Origin of the sequence: Danxiaibacter flavus, assembly GCF_041060425.1 — a bacterium.
Lineage (GTDB): Bacteria > Bacteroidota > Bacteroidia > Chitinophagales > Chitinophagaceae > Danxiaibacter > Danxiaibacter flavus.
In genome coordinates this window covers 1282953-1305511 of sequence record NZ_JAULBC010000001.1, presented here as the reverse complement: position 1 = coordinate 1305511, position 22559 = coordinate 1282953, and the positions used below count along the sequence as shown (strand labels likewise).

Annotated in this window: 16 protein-coding genes and 2 tRNA genes; 10 read left to right on the top strand and 8 right to left on the bottom strand. The window is 40.4% G+C overall.

Translation table 11 applies throughout. The features are described 5' to 3' along the window. The first annotated feature begins 143 nt into the window (after positions 1 to 143). The 3 genes from QTN47_RS05010 to QTN47_RS05000 are packed head-to-tail and all read left to right on the top strand — an operon-like array spanning position 144 to position 6946. A complete protein-coding gene (locus QTN47_RS05010) occupies positions 144 to 3389 on the top strand; it encodes a SusC/RagA family TonB-linked outer membrane protein (protein ID WP_369328229.1) in 3246 nt (1081 codons plus the stop codon). A gap of 31 nt (positions 3390 to 3420) precedes the next feature. Continuing rightward, positions 3421 to 4926 carry a RagB/SusD family nutrient uptake outer membrane protein gene (locus tag QTN47_RS05005; RefSeq protein WP_369328228.1) on the top strand — a complete coding sequence of 502 codons (1506 nt, stop codon included), beginning with the start codon at positions 3421 to 3423 and terminating at the stop codon, positions 4924 to 4926. 16 nt (positions 4927 to 4942) lie between these two features. Further along, positions 4943 to 6946 (top strand): hypothetical protein, encoded by a 2004-nt coding sequence (locus tag QTN47_RS05000; protein WP_369328227.1) that lies wholly within the window; start codon positions 4943 to 4945, stop codon positions 6944 to 6946. A 221-nt stretch (positions 6947 to 7167) separates the two neighbouring features. Here QTN47_RS05000 and QTN47_RS04995 read toward each other — a convergent pair whose 3' ends face one another. From QTN47_RS04995 to QTN47_RS04975, 5 genes are all read right to left on the bottom strand, one after another. Beyond that, positions 7168 to 8055, bottom strand: a complete 888-nt coding sequence (locus QTN47_RS04995) for a helix-turn-helix transcriptional regulator (protein WP_369328226.1) — start codon at positions 8053 to 8055, stop codon at positions 7168 to 7170. Positions 8056 to 8570: 515 nt separating this feature from the next. After that, positions 8571 to 8648 (bottom strand) — tRNA-OTHER (locus QTN47_RS04990). Between the two features lie 43 nt (positions 8649 to 8691). Continuing rightward, positions 8692 to 10269 carry a glycoside hydrolase family 43 protein gene (locus tag QTN47_RS04985; RefSeq protein ID WP_369328225.1) on the bottom strand — a complete coding sequence of 526 codons (1578 nt, stop codon included), beginning with the start codon at positions 10267 to 10269 and terminating at the stop codon, positions 8692 to 8694. A gap of 303 nt (positions 10270 to 10572) precedes the next feature. Next, entirely contained in the window at positions 10573 to 10902 is a 330-nt protein-coding gene (locus tag QTN47_RS04980; protein ID WP_369328224.1) for an L-rhamnose mutarotase, read from the bottom strand. A gap of 39 nt (positions 10903 to 10941) precedes the next feature. Continuing rightward, positions 10942 to 12573 (bottom strand): alpha-L-fucosidase, encoded by a 1632-nt coding sequence (locus QTN47_RS04975; protein WP_369328223.1) that lies wholly within the window; start codon positions 12571 to 12573, stop codon positions 10942 to 10944. 565 nt (positions 12574 to 13138) lie between these two features. Between QTN47_RS04975 and QTN47_RS04970 the strand changes: the two genes are divergently transcribed. After that, positions 13139 to 14023, top strand: a complete 885-nt coding sequence (locus tag QTN47_RS04970) for a helix-turn-helix domain-containing protein (RefSeq protein ID WP_369328222.1) — start codon at positions 13139 to 13141, stop codon at positions 14021 to 14023. Between the two features lie 432 nt (positions 14024 to 14455). Here QTN47_RS04970 and QTN47_RS04965 read toward each other — a convergent pair. Further along, positions 14456 to 14529, bottom strand: a tRNA-Ala gene (locus tag QTN47_RS04965). A gap of 365 nt (positions 14530 to 14894) precedes the next feature. Here QTN47_RS04965 and QTN47_RS04960 point away from each other — a divergent pair. Together QTN47_RS04960 and QTN47_RS04955 are read left to right on the top strand one after the other, a co-directional pair. Next, positions 14895 to 15563 carry an RNA polymerase sigma factor gene (locus QTN47_RS04960; protein WP_369328221.1) on the top strand — a complete coding sequence of 223 codons (669 nt, stop codon included), beginning with the start codon at positions 14895 to 14897 and terminating at the stop codon, positions 15561 to 15563. A gap of 337 nt (positions 15564 to 15900) precedes the next feature. Next, a complete protein-coding gene (locus QTN47_RS04955; RefSeq protein ID WP_369328220.1) occupies positions 15901 to 16677 on the top strand; it encodes a DoxX-related protein in 777 nt (258 codons plus the stop codon). A 279-nt stretch (positions 16678 to 16956) separates the two neighbouring features. Here the strand turns inward: QTN47_RS04955 and QTN47_RS04950 are convergent, their stop codons facing one another. After that, the gene (locus QTN47_RS04950) at positions 16957 to 18945 is read right to left on the bottom strand and encodes a glycoside hydrolase family 97 protein (RefSeq protein WP_369328219.1); all 1989 of its coding nucleotides are present in this window, start codon (positions 18943 to 18945) and stop codon (positions 16957 to 16959) included. Positions 18946 to 19260: 315 nt separating this feature from the next. Between QTN47_RS04950 and QTN47_RS04945 the strand changes: the two genes are divergently transcribed. The 4 genes from QTN47_RS04945 (at position 19261) to QTN47_RS04930 (ending at position 21449) form a co-directional block, all read left to right on the top strand. Continuing rightward, complete coding sequence (locus tag QTN47_RS04945) at positions 19261 to 19728, top strand: cupin domain-containing protein (RefSeq protein ID WP_369328218.1); 468 nt, start codon at positions 19261 to 19263, stop codon at positions 19726 to 19728. Between the two features lie 177 nt (positions 19729 to 19905). Beyond that, positions 19906 to 20241 carry a YrdB family protein gene (locus QTN47_RS04940; protein ID WP_369328217.1) on the top strand — a complete coding sequence of 112 codons (336 nt, stop codon included), beginning with the start codon at positions 19906 to 19908 and terminating at the stop codon, positions 20239 to 20241. Between the two features lie 59 nt (positions 20242 to 20300). After that, the gene (locus tag QTN47_RS04935; protein ID WP_369328216.1) at positions 20301 to 20768 is read left to right on the top strand and encodes an SRPBCC family protein; all 468 of its coding nucleotides are present in this window, start codon (positions 20301 to 20303) and stop codon (positions 20766 to 20768) included. Between the two features lie 180 nt (positions 20769 to 20948). Beyond that, a complete protein-coding gene (locus QTN47_RS04930; RefSeq protein ID WP_369328215.1) occupies positions 20949 to 21449 on the top strand; it encodes a DinB family protein in 501 nt (166 codons plus the stop codon). Between the two features lie 65 nt (positions 21450 to 21514). Here QTN47_RS04930 and QTN47_RS04925 read toward each other — a convergent pair whose 3' ends face one another. Continuing rightward, on the bottom strand, positions 21515 to 22513 hold the full coding sequence (locus tag QTN47_RS04925) for a helix-turn-helix transcriptional regulator (protein WP_369328214.1): 999 nt from the start codon (positions 22511 to 22513) through the stop codon (positions 21515 to 21517). Positions 22514 to 22559 lie beyond the last annotated feature (46 nt).

The following is a 22559-nucleotide window of genomic DNA, read 5'->3' as shown; positions in this document are numbered from 1 at the left end:
ATATAAGACCGGCTTAAAATATCCAAGTCTTGAACTTAACAGATTTATCATAAAAAAATTCGTAACCCAGGGTGAATTTAAAAAAATGACGCGCCAACATCTAACAAACTACTGTATTATCCACATTAAAGTACTTGCAAACCATGAAAAAAAGAAATAAGCCTATTGCCTTAGCAGGAAAACTGCTGAGGAGAAAATTCCTATTAATTGTTAAGTTGAGTATGATATTTTTAACGGTCAGCTGCTTGCAGGCCGATGCAAAAAGCAGATACCTAAAAACGGCAACCGGTTTAAGTGAAGTAGAAACTCAGCTTACAGTTAGCGGAATAGTAAAAAATGAAAAAGGTGATCTCTTGCCCGGAGCCACAATAACCTTGAAAAATACAACAGTTACTTCCTCAACCAATGAGGAGGGGAAATTTTCGCTTATCATCCCTGAAAAAGAAGGGATATTGGTTTTTTCATACATAGGGTATGAGGATTACGAAATTCATATAACCGCTTCTCAAAGCCTCAATATTTCGTTAAAGGACAAAGTGAAGGTAGTAGATGAAGTAGTGGTAATTGGATATGGAAGTATGAAGAAAAAGAATATTACAGGGGCTATTGCTTCGGTAAAAGGGAAAGACTTAGACGTTACTACTTCGACGAACTTTGCACAGAGCCTTCAGGGAAAAGCCGCCGGAGTTCAGGTTGTGCAATCTACCGGGCAACCCGGAGCGGGCGTAAGTGTGCAAATAAGAAGCAATCCCTCCAATGCAAGCGCTGGGGTCTTATATGTTATTGATGGTGTTCCTGTTAATGGCGGTGCCGGTATTCCGGAAGGTCCTTCAGGAAACTTTGGAGGAACGGATCAAAGTGAGCTTAATTTTATCAACCCTAATGATATTGAATCAATTGAATTTTTAAAAGATGCAGCATCAGCCTCAATTTATGGAGCAAGGGCGGGTGCTGGTGTAGTTCTTATTACTACAAAGAAAGGAAAATCGGGAAAGGTTAGGATACAGTACAATGGGAATTACGGGGTACAAAAGACCGCGAAAATGTTTGAAGTACTGGATACAAAAACATACATGAACCAGGTAAACCTTATAGATCTGGAAAGATGGATGCAATCAAATAATGTTGCTCCTTACTATGGAGCGGTACCCGCCGATGCTGTTTCCCCGGGATTTACACCTCGGTTCAGCCAACATGAAATCGACACAACACCTATGCGGCCCAATGCAATGGAGGCAATTCAGCGCAATGGCTATATTACTCAGTATGACTTATCCTTATCCGGCGGGAATGGCAAAACTTCCTATTTCATTTCAGGAAACTACCTGGATCAAAAAGGTGTCTTACTTGGTACCGATTATAAGCGGTATAATTCGCGAATCAATATTGATCAGGCGATCTCTGATAAGCTAAAAGCAGGGGTCAATTTAATTACATCTAATTCTGTTTCCCATACCACAGGTACCGGGGGGTTATATGAAAATGGAGGGATAATAAGTGCGGCATTATATTATCCCGCTCATCTGCCGCTGCAAAACCCTGACGGAAGTTTTCCGCTTAATCCACGGTATACTTCTGTTCCCAACCCATTGTCTTATCAGCTGGTGGACAACGTAGTGCATACTTCTCGTTTGCTAACTTCAGGGTTTATAGAGTGGGAGGTTATAAAGAATTTAAAAGCAAAGGCCCTTTTCAGTTATGACCAATCTGTTGCTAACAGGGATGCCTATTTGCCATCTACATTTTCGGCATCAGCGGCCAATGGCGGCTCGGCCAGCAGGGCAAATAATAATTCTAATATAGCCCTCACGGAGTATACCTTAAGCTACAGTCGCGATTTAGGCAAGTACCAAACTTTGAATGCTTTTGCCGGATACTCTTATAACGTACTGAGTGGGGATAACCTGTCCGGATCAAACCAAAATTTTGTATCAGACGTTTTCAGTTATTATAATCTGGGGGCCGGACAAAGCGCCAAACCCACCGTAGGATCAGGAAAATACAAGAATATTTGGGCGTCCTATGTAGGCAGGGTTATTTATACGCTAAAAAATAAATACTCCTTGCAGGCAAGCTTTAGAAGAGATGGCTCAGATAAATTTGCAGACAACAAGAAATGGGGTAACTTTTTTGGTACGGCTGCCAGTTGGTTGATTTCAGATGAAAACTTTATGTCAGCGGTAAAACCTGTAAGCTTACTAAAGCTCAGAGTTTCATATGGTGAACTGGGTAACAGTAATATTGGAAATAATGCATTTGCAGCATACGGTGTTGTTTCCAGCCCATTGTTTGGCAATAACGTCCCAAATACAGCTATTTCCCTTACCCAGGCGAATAACGCAAACTTAACATGGGAAACTGCAAGTGATCTTAACGTGGGAGTAGACTTTGGGTTATTTGATAACAGACTTTCAGGATCGCTTGATTATTTTAATAAAACTATCAGGAACCTGTTATCGTACGTACCATTTCCTGCCGACTTTACAGTTGGAGGAGTTTGGAGCAATGCCGGCACCACACGATCTGTGGGCTATGATATAGGATTACAATCAAGAAACATTGTAAGTAAAAAAGCGGGCGGCTTTACATGGACCACGAATATTACCTTTTCGCACTATCTTAATTATTGGATAAAAAGAGCTCCGGAAGCATTGGCTGTCCTGGAGCGCTTCAAAGAGCCAACAGGCAAAAATGCTCTTTTTAATGGAATATATGGTTACCTCTCTGAGGGCATATACAAGGGCAATGGAGAGAAGTCGGCACTCATGCCTGATATGATTCCGGGAGGACTGGTTATTAAAGATATTCACGGGTATGATGCAGCTGGCAACCTTACCGGCGCCGATGGTAAAATAACAAGTGCCGACCAAACACTTTTAGGCAACAGAGATCCCAAATTTAATTTTGGTATAGGAAATACGCTTAGGTATAAAGATTTTGATTTCACCATTTTCTTCTCGGGTCTTTCTGGTAAAGGAGTTAGCCCCTACTCACCAAATGGCCAATACAGAATAGCCAGCCTGGCAGCGCTTATGGGTACATATGGTTGGAACACGATGCCGGTGAGCCTTACAAGATGGAGCTTTGCGAATCCTAATGGAGATTTTCCAACCGGACTAAGCGATCCAAAATATGCGCAATTTCAAAACAGTGCAAGCTATTGGATAATTGACCGGAGCTTTTTGCGTTGCCGGAATATCACGCTTGGGTATACTCTGCCAAACTCAATAACACAAAAACAGCATGTTTTTACAGGACTAAGGGTATCATTTGATGTACAAAACCCCTTTACTATCACAAAATATCCGGGCTTAGATCCTGAATTAGACCAGGGCAATTATTATCCTCTTGCAAAGAGCTATGTTTTAGGAGTTAACATGACATTCTAGCCCTTTTTAAAAGAAAAAATTTTTAGAAATTATGAAAAGCATTTTAAATAGGCTACAACTGCTTACCGGTTGTCTTTTGATGATTTTTATCCCGCTGTTATTTACTGCGTGCTCCAAAAAATTAGAGCCAGAGATTTATGGATCTTTATCTGAGACAAACTTTTATAAAACAGCGAATGATGCAAAAGCTGCAGTAAATGCAGCATATCCGGGGTTGATGTCCGCCTGGGGCTCTGGTTGGGGCTCGGCACAAGGCTCATTCTCAACACAGGCCGGGCAAACCACCGATGAAGCGGTGTGTAACTGGGATGATGGTGGTTCGTGGAAAGCATTGAACAGGCTTGAGTTTACACCAGATTTCGGTTCGGTTACCGGGCACTACAGCCGCTTAATTCAATATATATCTCAGATAACAGTAAGCCTTTCAAAAATTCCGGGTATTTCGATGGATGCGTCTTTGCAAGCTCAATATATAGGCGAACTAAAAGCTTTAAGGGCCTATTATATGCAAATACTTTATCTCTACTATGGGCCAGTGCCGGCCAGGCTAAATGCAGATGAGGTGAACAATCCAAATGCACCTGTTTTGGCAAGACCCACAAAAGAGGAAATGATCGGATATATTGAAAAGGACTTTAAAGACGCAATTGCTGTATTGCCGGACAAATTTACCGGCGACAATTATGGAAGATTTTCTAAGGCAGCCTGCTACACCAGCTTAATGAAATTATATATGCAGGAGAAAAGATGGAGCGATGCAATAAATGCAGGAAAAGCAGTACAGGCAATGGGTTATAGTTTGGAACCTCAATACGGAGACTTGTTTAATATTAATAACAAGAATACTGACCCTCGCGAAATTATACTCGCAATAGTTTGCTCGCCAACTGGCGGAGACTATGTCAATATCTACCGGCCGCACTATCTCCCGTCGGATTATTATGATACTACAGGAGGTAATAGTTACCAGTGGGGAGGATACCGGATGCCATGGAAAACATATCATAAATTTGATCCGTCAGATTATCGACTAAAATATGTATTGAAAGTCTATCCAACCAGCGCGACAACTCACAAGGACGCAGAAGCTGCCGGAGATATCGGAGCCGCAATGATAAAATACGGCCCCGATCCTTCAGATGCGGATCAACAGAACAGCGGTGTTAATTATGTTGTGATGCGTTATGCTGATGTGGAGTTACTTTTAGCAGAGGCGCTTAATGAACAGAATAACGGACCGACACAAGAGGCATTGAACTTATTAAACGACGTGCATGTTACGCATGGTAAATTGCCACCTTATTCAATAACCGCGTTCAACAACGGGACATTTAGAACTGCGATCCAAAATGAACGTCTGTTCGAATTGTGGGCGGAGGGAGTAAGAAGGGACGATCTAATCCGTTGGGGAATGTATATCCAGCGTGCAAAAGATGACGGGTTTAACGTTGATGAGCATGTGTTACTATACCCGCTCCCAAGAAATGTTGTAAATCAAAGTAATGGTATTATTAAACAGAATCCGGGATATAATTAAAAAAAGATTTCAAACGATGAAGTATATAGTTCTGGTTATCACGCAGGCATTCCTTGGTATTCTCGGCTATGGCCAGTTTTCCATTCATGTAGACTCCACTTCCGGCGCCATTACAAACATTTCATCCGCCAGGGATAAAAATAACATGAATTGGATCATGTCATCCCGGGATTCGATTCCCACCTGGCAGCAGCCGTATGAAGACTGGGGTTTGGGGAAAGTTACAGTGAATGGTCAGAAATATTCCTGGGCCGACCCAAAATCGTTATCAATTCATAAAACATCTTCAAATGCTGTTTATGAAGTTCAGGGTTTGCGAATAAAAGTGGAACGAAATTGGAGCGGTACGCTGGCTAACGAAACATATACATTTACCAACACTTCCAAAAACGCAATTAATGTAAGTGAGTTCGGAATCTATACGCCTTATAATGACAACTATCCGGACGCCAAAACATGTGCGACCAACAGATGCAACACGCATATATGGCCCGGAATGAATTCATCATACGTCAACGCAGTAAGAATGGATGGCATTGGGCCGCACCTGGGTTTGGTGTTGACGCAAGGTGCACTGAAGAGTTACTCAATTGAAAATAGAGGTAAAGATGGCGGAGGTGCATATTCTTCGAGTAATGTAAGAGGTACAATAGTTTTGAACATTGCAGATACTACAATACCAGCCGGTGAAGAATATGTTTTGCAATGGAAGCTTTTTTGGCACAATGACTGGAATGACTTTTTTGCAAAAGCAAGATCGTTGGGATTTCAGCAGGTGGAAGCTTCAAAATATGTAGTAAACCTGGGTGATACTTTGGTTGCAACAGTCTCATCAGACAAAGAGCAGAAGGTATTAAAAATTCCTGCGGAAACCCCGGGTGAGCAAACCTTCACAATCCCGTATGGCAAAGGGATGAGCACATGGTTAAACTACCTGGTCATCAGCAAGCCGGAAGATCTGATCAGCAAACGGGTTCATTTTATTGTAAGCCGCCAGCAAATGAATGATGTTAATGACAAGCGCTATGGGGCATACATGGTTTATGACAATGAAACGAATGAAATTCTCCTGAATGCAGAATCCGCAGATCACGATGAAGGAGCCGAGCGACTTGCAATGGGTGCGGTAGTTGCAAAATGGCTGCAAACTCATCAGGATTCAGCGGTGTATAATTCACTGATGAAGTACACTCAATTTGTCCGGCAGCGTCTTCAGACGCCTGATTACAAGGTTTTTTCAAATGCTACTAAAACGAGTAGGCACCGTGGTTACAACTATCCTTTTGTCGCTGCTTTGTATCTTGAAACCTATCAACTCACGGGGAACAGGTCTTACTTAATGGACTACTATGGAACACTCAGGAGATTTTATAAAGAATTTGGACATGAGTTTTATGCGCTTTGTATTGAACCGCGAAGAGGTTTAAATGCACTTCTGAAAGAAGGGCTAAAAGCTGAATATGATACTCTTTTGAATGACTTCAAATTAATGGGCGATCACAATATTGCAAACGGAATATTCTACCCAAAGCACGAGGTGAATTATGAACAATCAATTGTCGGCCCCTCTGTCGCCTTTCTATGTGAACTATATCTGGTAACCAGGGATGAAAAATATTTACACGGAGCGGAAGCGCAGATGCCTTCATTAGAGGCATTTGGAGGCAAACAACCTGATGTTCATTTAAATGAAATTGGTATACGCCATTGGGATGGCTATTGGTTCGGCAAGCGGGAGATGTGGGGAGATGTTATGCCTCATTATTGGAGTACTACTTCGGCTGATGCATTTTTCCTTTATTATGAGTGTACAGGAAAAAAGAGATATAGGGAAATGGCATTAAAGATCCTTGATAACAATTTTCTCAATTTCAAAGAAGATGGCCGCGCAAGTTGTGCGTATATATACCCGGCTACGGTGGATGGAATACAGGGCAAATTCTATGATCCTTACGCTAATGACCAGGATTGGGCTTTATACTTCTATCTAAAAGTACATTCTGCTTCAGGGAACTTTTAAGTATGTAGTTCCAGACCAGGTTGACGGACCAAAAATAATTTTATCCTTGCCCCTTTTTTAAGTGAGGGGCAGGGGAAAATTACGCAGGTAATGGCTCTCGTCTATTGATCTTTTGCTTTGCCCGGGAAGTCTATTGAACTGCCATTCATTAATACACCTTGCTCTGCATGTAGAAACTGTCATTCCATTGGAATGTTTCAGACCCACGACGCAGATGACTTTCAAACTTTATGGTTATCCTTAATAAATGTAGACGGAGAAACGCCGGTTTTTTGACGAAAAGTGTTTGAAAAATGCTGTGTTGACGAGAACCCACATTCCCACGCCACATCAGAAATTTTATTTTTTTCATCAAGCAATAACTTTTTGGCTTCCTGTATACGAAGTTCTATCAGATAATTGATCGGAGTAAGCCCGGTTTTGTTTTTTAAAAAGGAGGTAAATGAAGTAACTTTCTTGCCAACCACTGCAGCCATCTCTTCCACGCTCCAATCGTGATCAAGAGTTTCATGCAAAACGCTGTTTAGCTTCTGCAGGTCTGTTGCCGTATGTTTTTTCATCGGCATTTCCTCAAGAAGATTTCTTGCCATGGTAAGCATTAGGTCATATAGCAAGTAATATACTCTCGTTTTAAATCCCAACGGTTGCTGGGTAATTTCGATGGCCATTTCTTCAAAAATTTTTCCAAGTGCAGATCCATTCTGAAGTACGGGTTGTTTACGTGAGACGAATACTTTCCCAATTGCCTCTGTGAGATGTTGATCTTGAGAAAATGAGTTGCTTAACTGCAGTTTGCCGTCAGGGGTAAAGGACCTGGGCGTAATAATTACCCAAAACAAGGTACCTATATCTAAAAAGCCTTCTTTACTGCCATGATATTCCCACGGCATTGTTACCGATGCATTTTTAGGATAAAGCAGGTATTGTTCGTTTTCAATAACCCAGTTATAGCGGCCTTTTTTGATGAAACAAATCTCAATGCCCGGGTTCAAATGTCGCTCCAATGAGCCTAAACGTATCGTACTATACTTCTCGTAACCGAATTCAAAAATCTCGGGAAATGGGCGGAGTAACTCAGATTGATGTTGTTCTAATTTGAAGAAATCCATTAATCAGTCTTAAGATATTTTATTACAGTAAAATGAATGCTATTACTTTTTTGACTTTAAAAGCGCTTGTCCAACTCCTGTGTCGGTTATAGCAGCAAACGGAAACTAATTTACGTGATTTACGAGCTTCCTTATAATATTTTCACCGTTTTATGCTAAACAAATTGTGCTATCGCTTTTTAAATTTCATGCGCATAAAAGGTACCTATATTAAGAATCTGTCGAAACTATAAGAAATTAGCGTTACAAGTTGTTGATTATCTAATCACCGGAATCTATTTTGTTTTTCTGTCCTCTCACACCACCGTACGTACCGTTCGGTATACGGCGGTTTCTTAATTTAGTTTCCGTGCATTCAGGTAACGGTCTGTCAGAAACACATATCCAGCCTGTTCCTCGGGCCGGAACTTTGCCTTAAGCTTCCTTCAGATTCCACTTCAAAGTGGACACCCTTGCTCGCCATGCATCGAGCACCAAAAAAAAAGGCTGCAAACTATTCGTTTACAGCCTTTTTGTGGAGAATACCGGAGTCGAACCGGTGACCTCTTGCATGCCATGCAAGTTTTGGGATGCTGAATTGGTTTATACCTTAACCGATAAGAGTAGCTTTCTAAACAAGTATACAAACTTGTTCATCTATTGATAATGGAAATAATCAATATCTACAAATCCCTTTTCATTGTTATCATTAAAGCAATAAATTCCAAGACGATCACCCCGATAATTTCCCCATACCAATTGGTAAGATTCACCAAAGGCTATGAAATTATCTCCGTCGAGACTGTAGAAGAACCGTGAGTTACCGTCTAATCCCCACTGAGACTTCAACCAAATAAATGGCGAATGGACTTGAGGTCCCCTTGTTATACTGTCATTTTTCCTGTATTCGAGATAGCTGTTTTTCCCTTCTTTTACTATACCAAGGGCTGCGTGCTGCGAAGAAAAATGGCACAGGCCATTCTTTTGCCCGTCTGCCATATTTGTAATGTCCATTTTGACAATAACATCATTGTCCTGTTTTCTAAAACAACGCTGAGTGAGTGTATTGCCGGCAGTCATCAATTTATTGACCTTTAAAGGCGTATAAGCTTTCAGACGCAACCATCCCGGACGTACCGACAGAGAGAACATTTCTTGTCGCGGCTGGTAATTCCATTGCCATTGCGGAGAAAGTTTTCCATCGCCAAAGTCATCAGTTCGATTAATATTTAATTTTTTCTTGTCTATAAAAGGCATAGCGCCGCTCCATTTCATCCTTCCAATACTCCCCGGAAGAACTTCGCCTATGATTGGCCAATCATCAACCCACGTAACAGGTAACAGGCTCACAATCCGGCCGCTCCAGTCGCCTGTTCCATGGTGTGTCAAGAAATACCATTTATTATCCATACCTTGTATGATACCCCCCTGATTTGGTTCCATAGCCTCACGATTTGACAAAGCCAGTTGTTTCTCCTCGTAATAAGGTCCCATCATTTTCCGGGAACGTTTTGCCATCACATAACGTCCCAATCCTGCTTTATACTCACTAAAAACCAAATAATACCATCCGTTTATTTTTATCAGCTTATTAGCCTCTCTTCCGTCCCCCGAGTTAATTAAAACAGCAGATTTCCGATCTATACTTTTTCCATCCACAGACATTTTGAACATATACGTCTTATACCCATCTGAAAAATGAGTTCCTATGAAGCACGCTTGCCCGTCATCGTCCCACATAGTAGTACAATCATCCCAACCTGCTTCCGACAGGAGCTGCGTCAGTGGTTCCCACGGTCCCTTGACGGTGGGAGCAGATGTCATGAAGTATCCTTCATCGGGTGTTCCAAAGAACAGGTAAAAACGTTCGTTATGGTATCTAAGGGTCCCGGCCCATACTCCCTTGCCATAGCGATTCATGTGTGTCCAGCTCAGTTCATTGCTTATTTGCGTTAAGTCGTCTATGATGTTTCCGCTTATTTCCCAGTTTACCAGGTCCCTGGAATGCAGAATGGTCATACCGGGAGAGAACTGGAATGTAGATGATATTGCATAGTAATCATTACTAACCCGAATGCAGTCAATATCACTATAGTCTGATGGGATAATCGGATTGACGTAAATTCCGTTACCCTGGTCGCCCCAAATTTTCCATTTCCCCCATTCAACCTGCTGCTGACCAACAGAACAAATGGTAATAAGCAAACAACAGATTATGACCAATATATTTTTCATCACGATTTTGCTTTTACAACTAATAAATTCCCAGATTCCGGGAATTCCTTTCAGCACCTTAATTCTAAGATAACGAGCGCTTTTATTCATTACATCATCGGTATGTGGCGATTGTAACTTTGTATCTTCATGTCCGACATGCTTTCCCGTCAATTGCCCCCTCAAGCACATAAGCATGCCCCTAGTTGTCGGGAAAATCCTGGCATCAATACAACTGTTATGTTCTTATGGTAAAACCATAGCGAAAGAGATCACAATTCAGAAATGCTGATCCGGATCAATCTTCAGGACACACTAATTAATTTAAAAAATTCTTTTCATCTCTACCCACTTCTCGCCATCATTTGCCCAGGGCAGCGGCTGCTGAAATTTCCACATCAACGCTTCCCATTCCTGCACTTTTGGGTTGCTGGCATCCATTTGTGCTTTCACTATGGGATCAAAAGAATCATCTGTCTCCATAATCATCACAAGCCGGTTACCGGTACGATAAATTTCCATGTTAACAATACCAGCCTTGAGGATACTATCGTTCACTTCCTGCCAACTATTTTCTTTTTTATGCCAATGCTCATATTCTTTTATCAGCCGTGGATCATCTTTTAAATCAAGCGCAAGGCAATATCTTTTCATAGTTTTAAACTGCTTTTGATGATGTTTGATCGTGCGTAGTTAAACCACACCAGTAATTACAAATACAGAAGATATATCAGTAGGCATTTTGTCTGGAGTTGAGATTAATAAGCCGCCTGGTGTATTTTTCCAATTTAGTGTATCAGGATAGCCAATCAACTTTACATCATCAACAGGCTTTCCGGCTAAGGTTTTGATCAATACTTCTTTTTGTGGAACGCCTAATGTTGTAGCATATAAAAGATTTTCTTTCTGCGCAAAACGAATGTCTTCTGCAGTAAATGGTTTTCCTTTTCCCTCATTAAATCCCTGGTCTGTCAAAGCGGCTGCCTGCTGCATTGCCGGACCTTCTCCCATTACGGAGTAAGGGCGAGTACCGTAAATACTTTCGCTATTTACTTTCATCCAGGCAGTAATTCCTTTTACAACTTCTTTTTCATCGCTGTCTATCGTACCATCGCCTTTTACAGGAATATTTAGCAGTAGATTGCCGTTTTTACTCACTACATCAACGAGTGTATGAATGACCGTTGTTGCCGTTTTATAATTATGGTTTTCAAACACACGCTTGTCATAATGCCAATTCCCGATGCAGGTATCTGTTTGCCACGGCAGCGGCTCTATTTTATTACTCTGGCCTCTTTCAATATCCCACACCATGCATTTGCGTTGCTGCTCGTTTAATATTTTTCCCGTGATAACAGCCTGCAATGTGCCATGCTTTTTAATATTGGTATTGTACATGTGAGCGGCTATGTGCAAGCCTGCATCGCTGATGGGATAGAATGGCAGTGCAGTATCATCGAAATACACGAGATCGGGCTCGTAGTTATCAATCAGTTCAATTGTGCGGTTATATATGTTTTCGATATATTCTTTTGATGGTGGTGTAACCCCATTACCCCAATCCCATTGTTTTCCAATGATGCCATCATTGAAACTATCCTTACTTAAAGGGTGATTCTGTGCGTATAAATCCTGGGGATCATAACCGTTCCACCATTTACCTTTTCCAGCTGGCGTTTTTAAAGTACCATCGTAGGGAATACCTTTCATAGCACCGTCTTTATCGCTGCGCTGGGCGGCCTCATAGAAAAGCCATGCGTGGGCGGCATGAACACTGACCCCGAAGTGAAGACCGTTTTTCTTCACAGCTTTCGCCCAACCGTCAATGATATCTTTTTTGGGCCCGAGCTTAACCGAATTCCAGGGCTGATACCGGCTATTGTAATTATCAAAATTGTCGTGATGATTGGCCATCGCCACACAATATTTTGCACCTGCTGCTTTGTATAGACCAATGAGCTCTTCAGGATTCCAGTTTTCTGCCTTCCATTCATGAATTACATCCTTAAATCCGAATTTAGAAGGATGTCCATAGGTTTTAAGATGGTATTTGTACTGTTCGCTACCTTCCTGGTACATGCCGCGGGCATACCAGTCACCATATTCAGGCTGGCATTGTGCCCCCCAGTGGGCCCAGATGCCAAACTTGGCATTCCGAAACCAGTCAGGTGTCTGATACTGTTCAAGAGATGCCCAGTCCGGTTTAAAAGGACCTTCTGTATAAGCATGTGATGACGATAGAAAGCCGGCATTGAGGTTCTGATTCTTTAACCATAAAGCAGGCATCAAGGCCACAGCGTTTTTAATTAACTTTCTTCTATTCATAACCTGTAAGGCTGTTGTTATTAATAAAATTACTACCAGGAAAATTGAGTTACCATTCATTACATTTTGTATGGTAAATCTTTGTTAGATAATATAATAATTTCGGGCTAACAATAAAGTATGATGGCATACTAATATTTTTGTGAAAGAATAAGTTCTCTTACACTTCCCGGCTTTTACCAGGATAAAGTGTTTAGCTGTATTTTTTGATTTGCAAACGCCATTATATAATACCGTTATATCAGGCTTTATATGTTTCGTTGCCTTTCCTTCTTAACTATGCTGAGGAGCTATAACAATTTTCGTTAGTAATTCGTATCCTGTTTTATGAACTTCTTTTATAATTCCATTCAGAAAATCCAGAGGGCATCCTTTTATAGCAAGAGTTTCAGAGATAGTCGTATATCTTACAGTTTCTTTTTACAACAACCATTTTTCAGTATTTGCTATTAACAATCGTTACGCAAACTTATGTTGGCGAGATGCGGAAAATATTCTATAGATTCGACTTTGTATTATACAAATCCGACTTTTAATTATTGACAATCTTTTATTATTAAGCTGAATGAGCAGAAGGATTTTAAAACATTCGTTCACATTACTTAACGTTGATCATGTACAGTTGAACACAAAATGGAATTACAAAAATGTAATTAGTCCATATTTTCGATTGTATCTCATAGATGAAGGAACGGGATATGTTTACAACGAAAAAGAAACCTGGTTATTAGAACCTGGGTATATGTATATTATACCAAGCTTCACTTTATGCAATTTGAAGTGCCCCGCTTATATGAGCCAGTATTTTATTCATTTCTTTGAAGATTCACCTGATGGAATTTCACTTTTTCATAATAACCGAACCATTATAAAAATAAAAGCTGCTGATATGGATATTACTAATTATAAGAGACTCTTACAGATTAATCCTTTCAGAAAAATCAATCGTTCGGATAACCCGAAAGTTTATGAGAAGAACATTTTTTACAAAGAATATGAAGAACTGAATAACATGCAAAGTGATTCTGCATTTCTGGAAACACAGGGCATTATCTTGCAGTTGCTTTCCAGGTTTTTGAGTTCGAAAATGTTCCTGCATAAAGATGTTAGTGCTATACCATCAAAAGTTGTAAATCTAATAGGCTTTATTCAGCTTAATTTAAACAGAAGACTTACAGTTACTAACCTGGCAGAAAAAGTAAACCTGCATCCTGACTATTTTTCCAGGTTGTTTTTACAACTTACTGGCGAGCGACCGCTTTCCTATATTCACAGTAAAAGAATCGAAAGAGCTCAATATCTGATAACAATTTCTGACATGCCTTTGGCTCAAATTGCGGAGGAAACAGGCTTTGATAACCTTCCTTATTTTTCAAAAGTGTTCAAGAAAAAAACCAGTTTAACACCGGGTCAGTACAAGCAGCAAAATTATTCTGTTAATATGCTTTGAGGCTTTTGATAATTGATTATTGGTAAACGCCCATGAGTAAAAGAAAATTATGAATATGGCTCTGCTGTTGAATAAATGAAGACTTTTTCCCTTTTGTAAAAACGCGAATCAGTTGGCCAATTACGAATTACTGTACATGTTAAGTGTTCCTGGAAGATTAATATGGTCCCTGGTTCATTTCTATCTGCGCAGGTTGGTTCGGCGAAAAAAGAATGCGTTGAAAGCTTGCATGTTCGGATGCATTACAATTTTTGCAATCTTATTTTTTTGACAAAAAATCTAACCAGGTTAAGTTTTAAGAGCTATGCTGTTCTCTAAGTGCTGGTAGCAATAATCGTTTTCAATTATGTCACAATAGCATTGGCACTCTGCGGGAGATCGAAATTACATTAAAAAATAAAAGCCTTGATGACCAAGGCTTTTAAAAGTCTGTGGAGAATACCGGAGTCGAACCGGTGACCTCTTGCATGCCATGCAAGCGCTCTAGCCAGCTGAGCTAATTCCCCATTAAACCAGGAACTTTCCCTCGCGGGGATGCAAAAATAAGCGTCTATTCCATATTACCAAAAAAACGTTTATACCTCCGTCCGTGAAAATTTGGAAGCTAACTCCCTGATAATAAATAATATTCTTTCTAATCTAAGTTAAGACACGATTTTGGCCGGGATAATTGACCTTATTTTCCAGGAAAAACTGTGTGTTTTGCACCATTTAAATTGTGAAATACCACCTGCTCTTTGACGGTTATTTCCCACTCAAAAAACAGTCATTTCCCCCTGTTCAACGGGCTTTCACAGCGCTACTTTTACACCCTGATTATTGCACGATCCATCATCTTGCTTTTTAGTTCAAAACTTATAAAAACCGCCGTATGCAAGTCACACTAAACGTCACCGGAGGTCATTCTCCCCAGGCTACTTTTAAAGAAGACGCAGGCCTGCCTGGAAAGACTAATACTCAACCTGCTCCCCACCCTGATCAAAAATATATTGACGCATTACTCACCAACAACGCTGAAGTACTTAATGAATTGTATCAAAGATTTTCCGGAAAGATCAAATGGATGATTCTTCAGAACAATGGCACGGAAGCTGATATTCCGGATGTGTTCCAGGATGCACTTTTATCCATTTATCACAGAGCTAAAACGAAAGGTTTTATCTTAACCTGTCCGTTCGATGCCTATTTTTATATGGTCTGCAAAAACCTTTGGCTGAGCCAGCTTCACAAAAGAAAAGCGCAAAAACTGTTATTGACAGATACTACCCAATACGAAAACATCGACGACAATAGCAATAAACTGGCGGATGAATGTCTTATGCAGCAAGCACGCAGAGATCTGCTAACTGAAAAGCTGGATACGATCGGCCAAAGCAACAAAGAGTTCTTACAACTTTGCTGGAGTGGCATTTCCATGGAAGAAGTCGCCCGCATTTTTAAGATCAGTTATGGCTATGCAAGAAAGAAAAAATCTGAATGCGTAGCCAAGCTGGTGTTACAGGTTAAGAAGTCGCCTTACTTTAAGTTGTTGAAGGGATAGATGAGGGGTGAGGCGTGAGGCGTAAGGTTTCAGGCAGCTATGAGCTATTAGCCATTGGTCTTTTGAAATTGAGGCTTTAATTTTCTACAGACAAAAAAACGTCAACCGTGGTAACTTTAAAATTGTTCAGGTAAAACTTTGCGGCATCCGTACTTCGTACTTCATAATTCGTACTTGTAATTTCATCCACCCACATCGTACATCTAACACCGCACATCGTACATTGGTTTCATCGTACATCTAACATCTTACACACTCTCGCCTTCTGCATCTTGCATTACTAACAGAAAATACGTACTTTATGTTTCGCTAGCCTTTTCCACTAAATCCATTAAGAATGAATAAACTCATACTACCTGGACGTGTTATGTTTGCGATAGGCATTGCCGGATTGGCTATTCTATGTTTTGTTTATAAAGACTTTATTGTGGGACGTCCGCCTGCATGGAGTCTGCCGTTCAATTTAACTTCAATCGTTGCGTATATATCAGGTGCAATTCTTATCACAGCCTCTGTAGCAATTATAATAAACAAAAAAGGCGCAAGGGCATCAATGGCAATTGCTGCGCTGATCTTTATATTTTCTGTTTTGCGGCATATACCGCAATTTATGAATGACTGGCTAAACACTTATAAATCTGTGGCGCTGTTTGGCGGTGCACTTATTGTTGGCAGCACTTTTATATTGGACGATCCGCAGCGTTATACAGGCAACACCCAAAGCCAGCGGAACATTTTTATTTTAACAGGAAAACTGTTTCTCTCTACATTTTTCGTTGCATCAGGTTATGCACATTTTAAGTTCGCCGGATTTGTAACAGATTTCATTCCTGCCTATATTCCTTTTCGCACATTCTGGGCTTATTTCTGCGGAGTTTGTCTTATTGCCGGCGGCATTGGAATTTTTGTTCCGGGTATTAGTAAGTGGGCTTCATTGCTTTCGGGTATTATGTTGACCGGATGGTTTCTATTGTTACATATCCCAAGGCTTATTGCACACCCAACAGATGCAAGCGACAGAATGGGATTATGTGAATCGTTCACGTTCGCAGGCATCTTCTTTGTGCTGGCAGGTATTTTATGGAATAAGAAACAGGCAAAGAGCCTTTATTAGTGTAAAACATTTAACCACAGAGGACATGGAGTTTTTTTTCACAGAGAGCACAGTAAATTGGGGACTGATTTGGAATAAAACATCTGTGCGGATTTCAGCGCTTCATCGACGACGCACTTCAAAACTATTATATCCCCAATATTGCAATCTATATAAAATTAATGCCTCCAAAACTTTTCTCAATGTAACTCTGTGAAAAAAAATTCTGTGTCCTCTGTGGTAAAAATCCTGCGCTTCGGTGCTTCAGAGGCAAAAATCTCGGCATTCATTTTCTGTTATTTATTTCCTCTTTAACCTCACCATGTACCCGCCTCCGGGAGCCATCTTAATAGTAAGCGAATCATTTGAAGAGACTTCCTTGCTGTACAGTTTATAGTCAGACGCATACCTGTCTGCATTTACACCATCTTCACAAATAGTGGCATTGTAAATTCGGTTATCAAGAAAATCTAATGGAATGACGAACGTCTTTTCATGCATATTCGTCATTGCTCCGATATACCAATCATTATTTTTTCTCCGCGCGGTAACGATGTGCTCACCTACCCTTCCTTCAAGTACAATTGTTGTATCCCACACTGTTGGTATACTTCCCAACAATTCCATAAACTGAGGTTCAAGCAAACCCTGGGAAGGATTTCCTGCGAAGAATTGCATCGGGCTATCATACACGACAAACATTGCCAGTTGCTGACAACGCGTTCCCAACGACATTACTTTTTCAGCTATTGGTCTGAATGTTTTTTCCGTTCCATTATCCAGCATTCCAGGTTCGTAATCCATCGGACCAGCGGTCATGCGGATAAAAGGCAATAGCAGGTTATGACGTGGATTAGCCTTATCACTCCAGATGTTGTACTCTGAACCCAATACTGCTTCTCTTGTAATTGCATTCGGATACGTGCGATTAAAACCAGCAGGTTTAAAAGCACCATGAAACATAATCATGATCTGATGCCTTGCACAGGCTTCGGCAATCTTGTAATAAAACTGAACAGCTTTTTGATCGTCACGATCAATAAAATCGGTCATGATAAAATCAACACCCCACTTCTTAAACTGCTGCAACGCTGGTTCCAGCTGCTTATCCAGCGTCATGGCAAGTGTCCACATGCTTAAACCAACACCTTGTTGTTTTGCATAAGCAGCAATTTCATCCATGTTGAGGGATGGCGTAACGGCGAACAGATCATTGTTATCGCTCCAACCGGCATCCATCATGATCCGGTCAAACCCAAAACGTTTTGCGAAATCGATATAATACTTATACGTCGCAGTATTAATGCCGCTCCTGAAAGGCACGTTAAACAAATTCTCGGTAATGATCCACTCATCAGTCGCTTTTCCCGGCCGAACCCATGAAACATCTTTTACTTTTGATGGTGAAGCAAGCCGGTAGACAAGATCATTTGCCGGAAGATCTTTATCATGAGGCGCAATCATTAATACACGCCAGGGAAAGCTGCGCGTACCTTTGGTATTGGCGATATAATCTTCTCTTTCAGAAACATACACCTGCGAATATTCACCTTTTAATATCACTTCCTTTTTAGGATATGGTGCGAAACCACCACGTAACGAATTGCTTCCCGTACCGGCGATAAACATACCGGGATAATCTTCCAGATCGGACTCTGTGATACATACTTTCGGACCAGTTGATGGAACTACCAGCACAGGACTAAATGCAAGGATTTTATTGGAGATGCTATCCAGTGGCTTATATTGATAAGGTTCTTCAAAACTGGTGTGATAGATATCCTGGTTATTACGCTTTTTCACTTCGGGATAGTATGCGTTTGTTTGAGCGGTAAAATTAAATTCAGCCCTTTCGCTCTTAATAACAATACTGTCCTTGAATTTCGTGGCTATGCGGTATGCAACTCCATCATTGTAAGCGCGAAAAATAATCGAGAACTTATCACCTGCATGAACAGTTAGTTCATTGTACACATCTGGAATATGCCTTCGCTTCTCCGGAACAGGAGAAATAATTTCTTCATGGATACTTCGTGATGAGATTTTTAGTTTTTCCAGGTGACTGGACAACCGCGTGCCGTCTCCCAGCTCCAAATCAATTGCTGAAGGAAGCATAAGTGGCTGTCCGTTATAAAATATAGCATAGCTGCATTTATTTGAAATGGCTAAATGAACCTTTATAAGACTATCCGGCGAGTAGAGATCTTTATCTTTTTGACAATAGATAGCCAGAGGAATGAAAAAGATTATAAAAACGATTATATAATTGCGATATACTTGATGAAACATGGCAAGACAATCTGTATGAGGTTTCAGGCATTTATTAACAGAATGAATATACGATGTTTTTGGATGGATCGAAATTGACAATACAATCATTTCGACAACTACTTATTCCAACATTTTTGGGGCTCAATTGATGAGAGAACGGGCGACGCGGGCATAAAAACAGCTATTCGCCAACAACAAACTTTTGTACCTTTATCTGCCATTCGCAAGTTACTAAAGCATTCCATACTCCGCCAGGCCAAAATACAGAACGCGAACGTCCCCCGCTGCGATCGTACCTGGAATGGCAAATTGATCATTTCTAAAATCACAGCCATGCAACTAATCAAAACTTTCTTAATGCTAAATTTACTGGCTTCAGTCTTGTTTTTGAATGGCTGCGGCGAAACTGCTAACACCTTACGAAAAGAGACTAAGGACACTTTAGCTGTTGCTACTGTAGATACAGCGTTTATGCCCAACTACAACCCTGCCATGGATAGTTATATAATGGGAGGAACTTTTGTTAAAAAACTGGGCGACACGCTAGGCATTAAAGTCTATGAATTCACACTAAAGCCGGGCGAGACTTGCGCGCTGCATGCCCATCCTGATCACACAGCTTATGTTTTGCAAGGCGGCAAGGTTGCATTGTACACAAAGGCTACAGGCAGGCGCGATACACTTACTTTCCCGACTGGCATGGCTTTGATTAGTGGCCCGCTGATTGACTCCGGAACAAATATTGGCAATACCACTATAAAATTTCTCATTACAGATATTTACAGACCGCGTAAATTATAAATCGCCAGGTTCTAAATTTTGCATCATAGCGAAAGCGTACTGCAACTACGGGGCGTTATAATTTTTTGCTATAATGCCATCAATAAGCTTAACAATCGATATTCTTTCTTCTCCCTGGCATCTGCAATATTCAAAAAACAATATTTTTGATCAGTTAATCAAACTCATCAAAAGCGCATGCTAAAGGCAATCTTCCAGGTTATTGTGTTCATAATGGAATTAGTGATGTTATATTCTTTCGGTTTTTTCGCCTATAAAGCCGGATCTAATACGCTTACACATTATACTTTGGCGATCCTGCTCACCGCAGGTTGTATCATTTTATGGGGAGTATTTGCTGCGCCGAAATCAGCAAAAAGACTTAACATGCCTTACCTTGGACTATTCAGATGTGGAATGTTTCTAACTGCTGCACTGTTTTTATTTTTGCTTGATCTGAAAACAATGGCAATTGCAATGGCAGCATTAGCCGTAATTACACAGGTTGCGAGTTTCTATGTTGAGAAAGATTAAGATCGTAATTAGCAAAACTATTATACATATTGTTAGCTTAAAAAAACTGTCTTTCATAAATGAAACAATCAACTAAAAACTATCGGGACATTAACGCTACTCCGGAAAAGTTATACAATGCTTTTACTGACCCTTCGGCTTTGGAAATCTGGCAGGCGCCCGGTGATATGACTGCGAAGATTCACCACTTTGATCTAAGGGTTGGAGGAGGCTACGAAATGTCCCTGTTTTATCCTGATAAAGCAACCATACATGCAGGAAAAACCGCAGACAAAGAAGATAGATATACAGCCAGATTTATTGAACTGATCCCTAATCGGAAAATAGTTGAAGCTGTTCAATTTAATACAACCGATCCTGATTTTGCTGGCGAGATGATGATTGAAATAACATTTGAGCCTGTTGAAATGGGCACACGTGTCACGTTTTTATTTACCGGTATTCCCGCTGGAATAAAACCGGCAGATAATGAAGCCGGTACAATTTCATCGCTTGAAAAACTGGCAAAATATGTAGAAACTAATTGACAATTGAAATTTGAAAATTGATAATGAATACAATAAAAACTTTTTGTTACACTGAGAAAAGACAAGAGTAGACACGGAGATCCACAGGGGTTTCATTTTCAATTTTCAAATTTCAATTATCAATTATTATATTTTTGCCTCACCAAAATGTAAACAACTTTTCAACCAACCATTTCACAAATGAAGCACACTGTAAATGACGGATTCCCCTACTACATCGAGTTGGTGGAAGGGAAAGACTACCAGCAATTATTTGCATCCAAAGAAGCAATTGACCTTCTTAAATCACTAAGAGAAAGCAAAGCCACCTACCGTTATGCACCAAACAAATGGAGCATCAAACAAATTGTTGGTCATATGACAGACCACGAAAGAATTATGACCTACAGGGCCCTCCGCTTTAGCAGAAAGGACAAAACCACTTTACCTGGTTATGATCAGAATCTGCTTGTTGAAAATAGCCGGTTCGATGAGCTAAGTTTGTCACAACTATTAAATGACTTTGAAAATGTTCGCAATGCAACACTGAGTTTTATTCAGTCTCTGTCGCCGGAACAACTGAAGCTCACTGGCATGGCATGGAAGTTCGAGCTTACAGTAGAAGAATTTTTAAAAGCAACCGTCGGTCATGAGCAGCATCACGTAGCTGTCATCAAAGAAAAATATTTATCATCAAACTAATTCTTCCTTTTCGCAGGACAATGTGTTTTCAACTATAAAGAATCAGGGGAACGCAGCATAACAAATCACCGCCTCAATTTACTTGGAGACATCCCAAACTTCTTTTTAAATGCGTAGCTAAAATGTTGAAGTGATGAGTACCCAAGGGCAAATGCAATTTCTGCAATGGACTGCCTGTTTTCCAAAAGATCGTTTTTGGCAAGCTCAAGTCGAGCATCAGCTAAATAGCCAAATACGGTATTGCTAAACATTTCTTTAAAACCGCGCTTTAGCTTGTACTCATTTATACCGACGATCCTTGAAAGTTCAGTCAGGCTGGGTGGCACATCCAAATGACTCATTATGTATTCGCGTGCGTACATAATGCGTTCCCTATCATAACTGCTCCTGATGTATTTGTAAGAAGGATTCAAAGCTTCGCTACCAGCTTCTGCCTGAAGTACCAGCAGTTCTATAGCTTTGGAGAGAAGGAACATTTTCTTCAAATTATTTTTATACTTGCAATGAACAATACTTTTTATCAGGCTTAACATATTTGCGTTGACATACAGATTATGTGGCGTCAACACAGCAGACCTTCCATTTTGAACATGTTCATTAAAACGGTTCAAGGTATCATTTCCATCTGCTGCAAGGCGCAAAAAAGCATTTTTTGTAAACTGGATAAAGAACATGCTTGATGCTAAGCGATCGCCCTTTAAAACACCTTCATTGACATCCCCTGTTCCCGCATAAAAAAGATTGTGCTGCAAATTATTAAATAACGGAACGGCATTTGCACTGTCCTTTCCCATTAATACAGATCCTTTGAGATTCGCCTGAAAAGTCACCAATTCTACGTCAATATCATAATTCCATGCAAGCGCCACCGGCTTCTTATAATGCCAGTCAGAATACCCCATTCGTATGCCATCAAAATACCACTCTGAAGAATACCCGTCTACAAGGGGATGCTGGATTTGTTGTGACTGCTCCAACAATTCATTACCATCAAAACCATTCTTAAAAAATTGATTCAGGTGATGAAAATGATTATCTGAAATCCCTTTTACTTCAAAAGACATTGCTCCGTATTTTGTAACTAATACTCCTTCTAATGTAACAAATGTC

Excerpts from the sequence above, each read along its gene's own strand:
- QTN47_RS05010 (WP_369328229.1), top strand. The coding sequence starts at position 144 with ATGAAAAAAAGAAATAAGCCTATTGCCTTAGCAGGAAAACTGCTGAGG.
- QTN47_RS05005 (WP_369328228.1), top strand. The coding sequence starts at position 3,421 with ATGAAAAGCATTTTAAATAGGCTACAACTGCTTACCGGTTGTCTTTTG.
- QTN47_RS05000 (WP_369328227.1), top strand. The coding sequence starts at position 4,943 with ATGAAGTATATAGTTCTGGTTATCACGCAGGCATTCCTTGGTATTCTC.
- QTN47_RS04995 (WP_369328226.1), bottom strand. The coding sequence starts at position 8,055 with ATGGATTTCTTCAAATTAGAACAACATCAATCTGAGTTACTCCGCCCA.
- QTN47_RS04985 (WP_369328225.1), bottom strand. The coding sequence starts at position 10,269 with ATGAAAAATATATTGGTCATAATCTGTTGTTTGCTTATTACCATTTGT.
- QTN47_RS04980 (WP_369328224.1), bottom strand. The coding sequence starts at position 10,902 with ATGAAAAGATATTGCCTTGCGCTTGATTTAAAAGATGATCCACGGCTG.
- QTN47_RS04975 (WP_369328223.1), bottom strand. The coding sequence starts at position 12,573 with ATGAATAGAAGAAAGTTAATTAAAAACGCTGTGGCCTTGATGCCTGCT.
- QTN47_RS04970 (WP_369328222.1), top strand. The coding sequence starts at position 13,139 with ATGAGCAGAAGGATTTTAAAACATTCGTTCACATTACTTAACGTTGAT.
- QTN47_RS04960 (WP_369328221.1), top strand. The coding sequence starts at position 14,895 with ATGCAAGTCACACTAAACGTCACCGGAGGTCATTCTCCCCAGGCTACT.
- QTN47_RS04955 (WP_369328220.1), top strand. The coding sequence starts at position 15,901 with ATGAATAAACTCATACTACCTGGACGTGTTATGTTTGCGATAGGCATT.
- QTN47_RS04950 (WP_369328219.1), bottom strand. The coding sequence starts at position 18,945 with ATGTTTCATCAAGTATATCGCAATTATATAATCGTTTTTATAATCTTT.
- QTN47_RS04945 (WP_369328218.1), top strand. The coding sequence starts at position 19,261 with ATGCAACTAATCAAAACTTTCTTAATGCTAAATTTACTGGCTTCAGTC.
- QTN47_RS04940 (WP_369328217.1), top strand. The coding sequence starts at position 19,906 with ATGCTAAAGGCAATCTTCCAGGTTATTGTGTTCATAATGGAATTAGTG.
- QTN47_RS04935 (WP_369328216.1), top strand. The coding sequence starts at position 20,301 with ATGAAACAATCAACTAAAAACTATCGGGACATTAACGCTACTCCGGAA.
- QTN47_RS04930 (WP_369328215.1), top strand. The coding sequence starts at position 20,949 with ATGAAGCACACTGTAAATGACGGATTCCCCTACTACATCGAGTTGGTG.
- QTN47_RS04925 (WP_369328214.1), bottom strand. The coding sequence starts at position 22,513 with ATGTCTTTTGAAGTAAAAGGGATTTCAGATAATCATTTTCATCACCTG.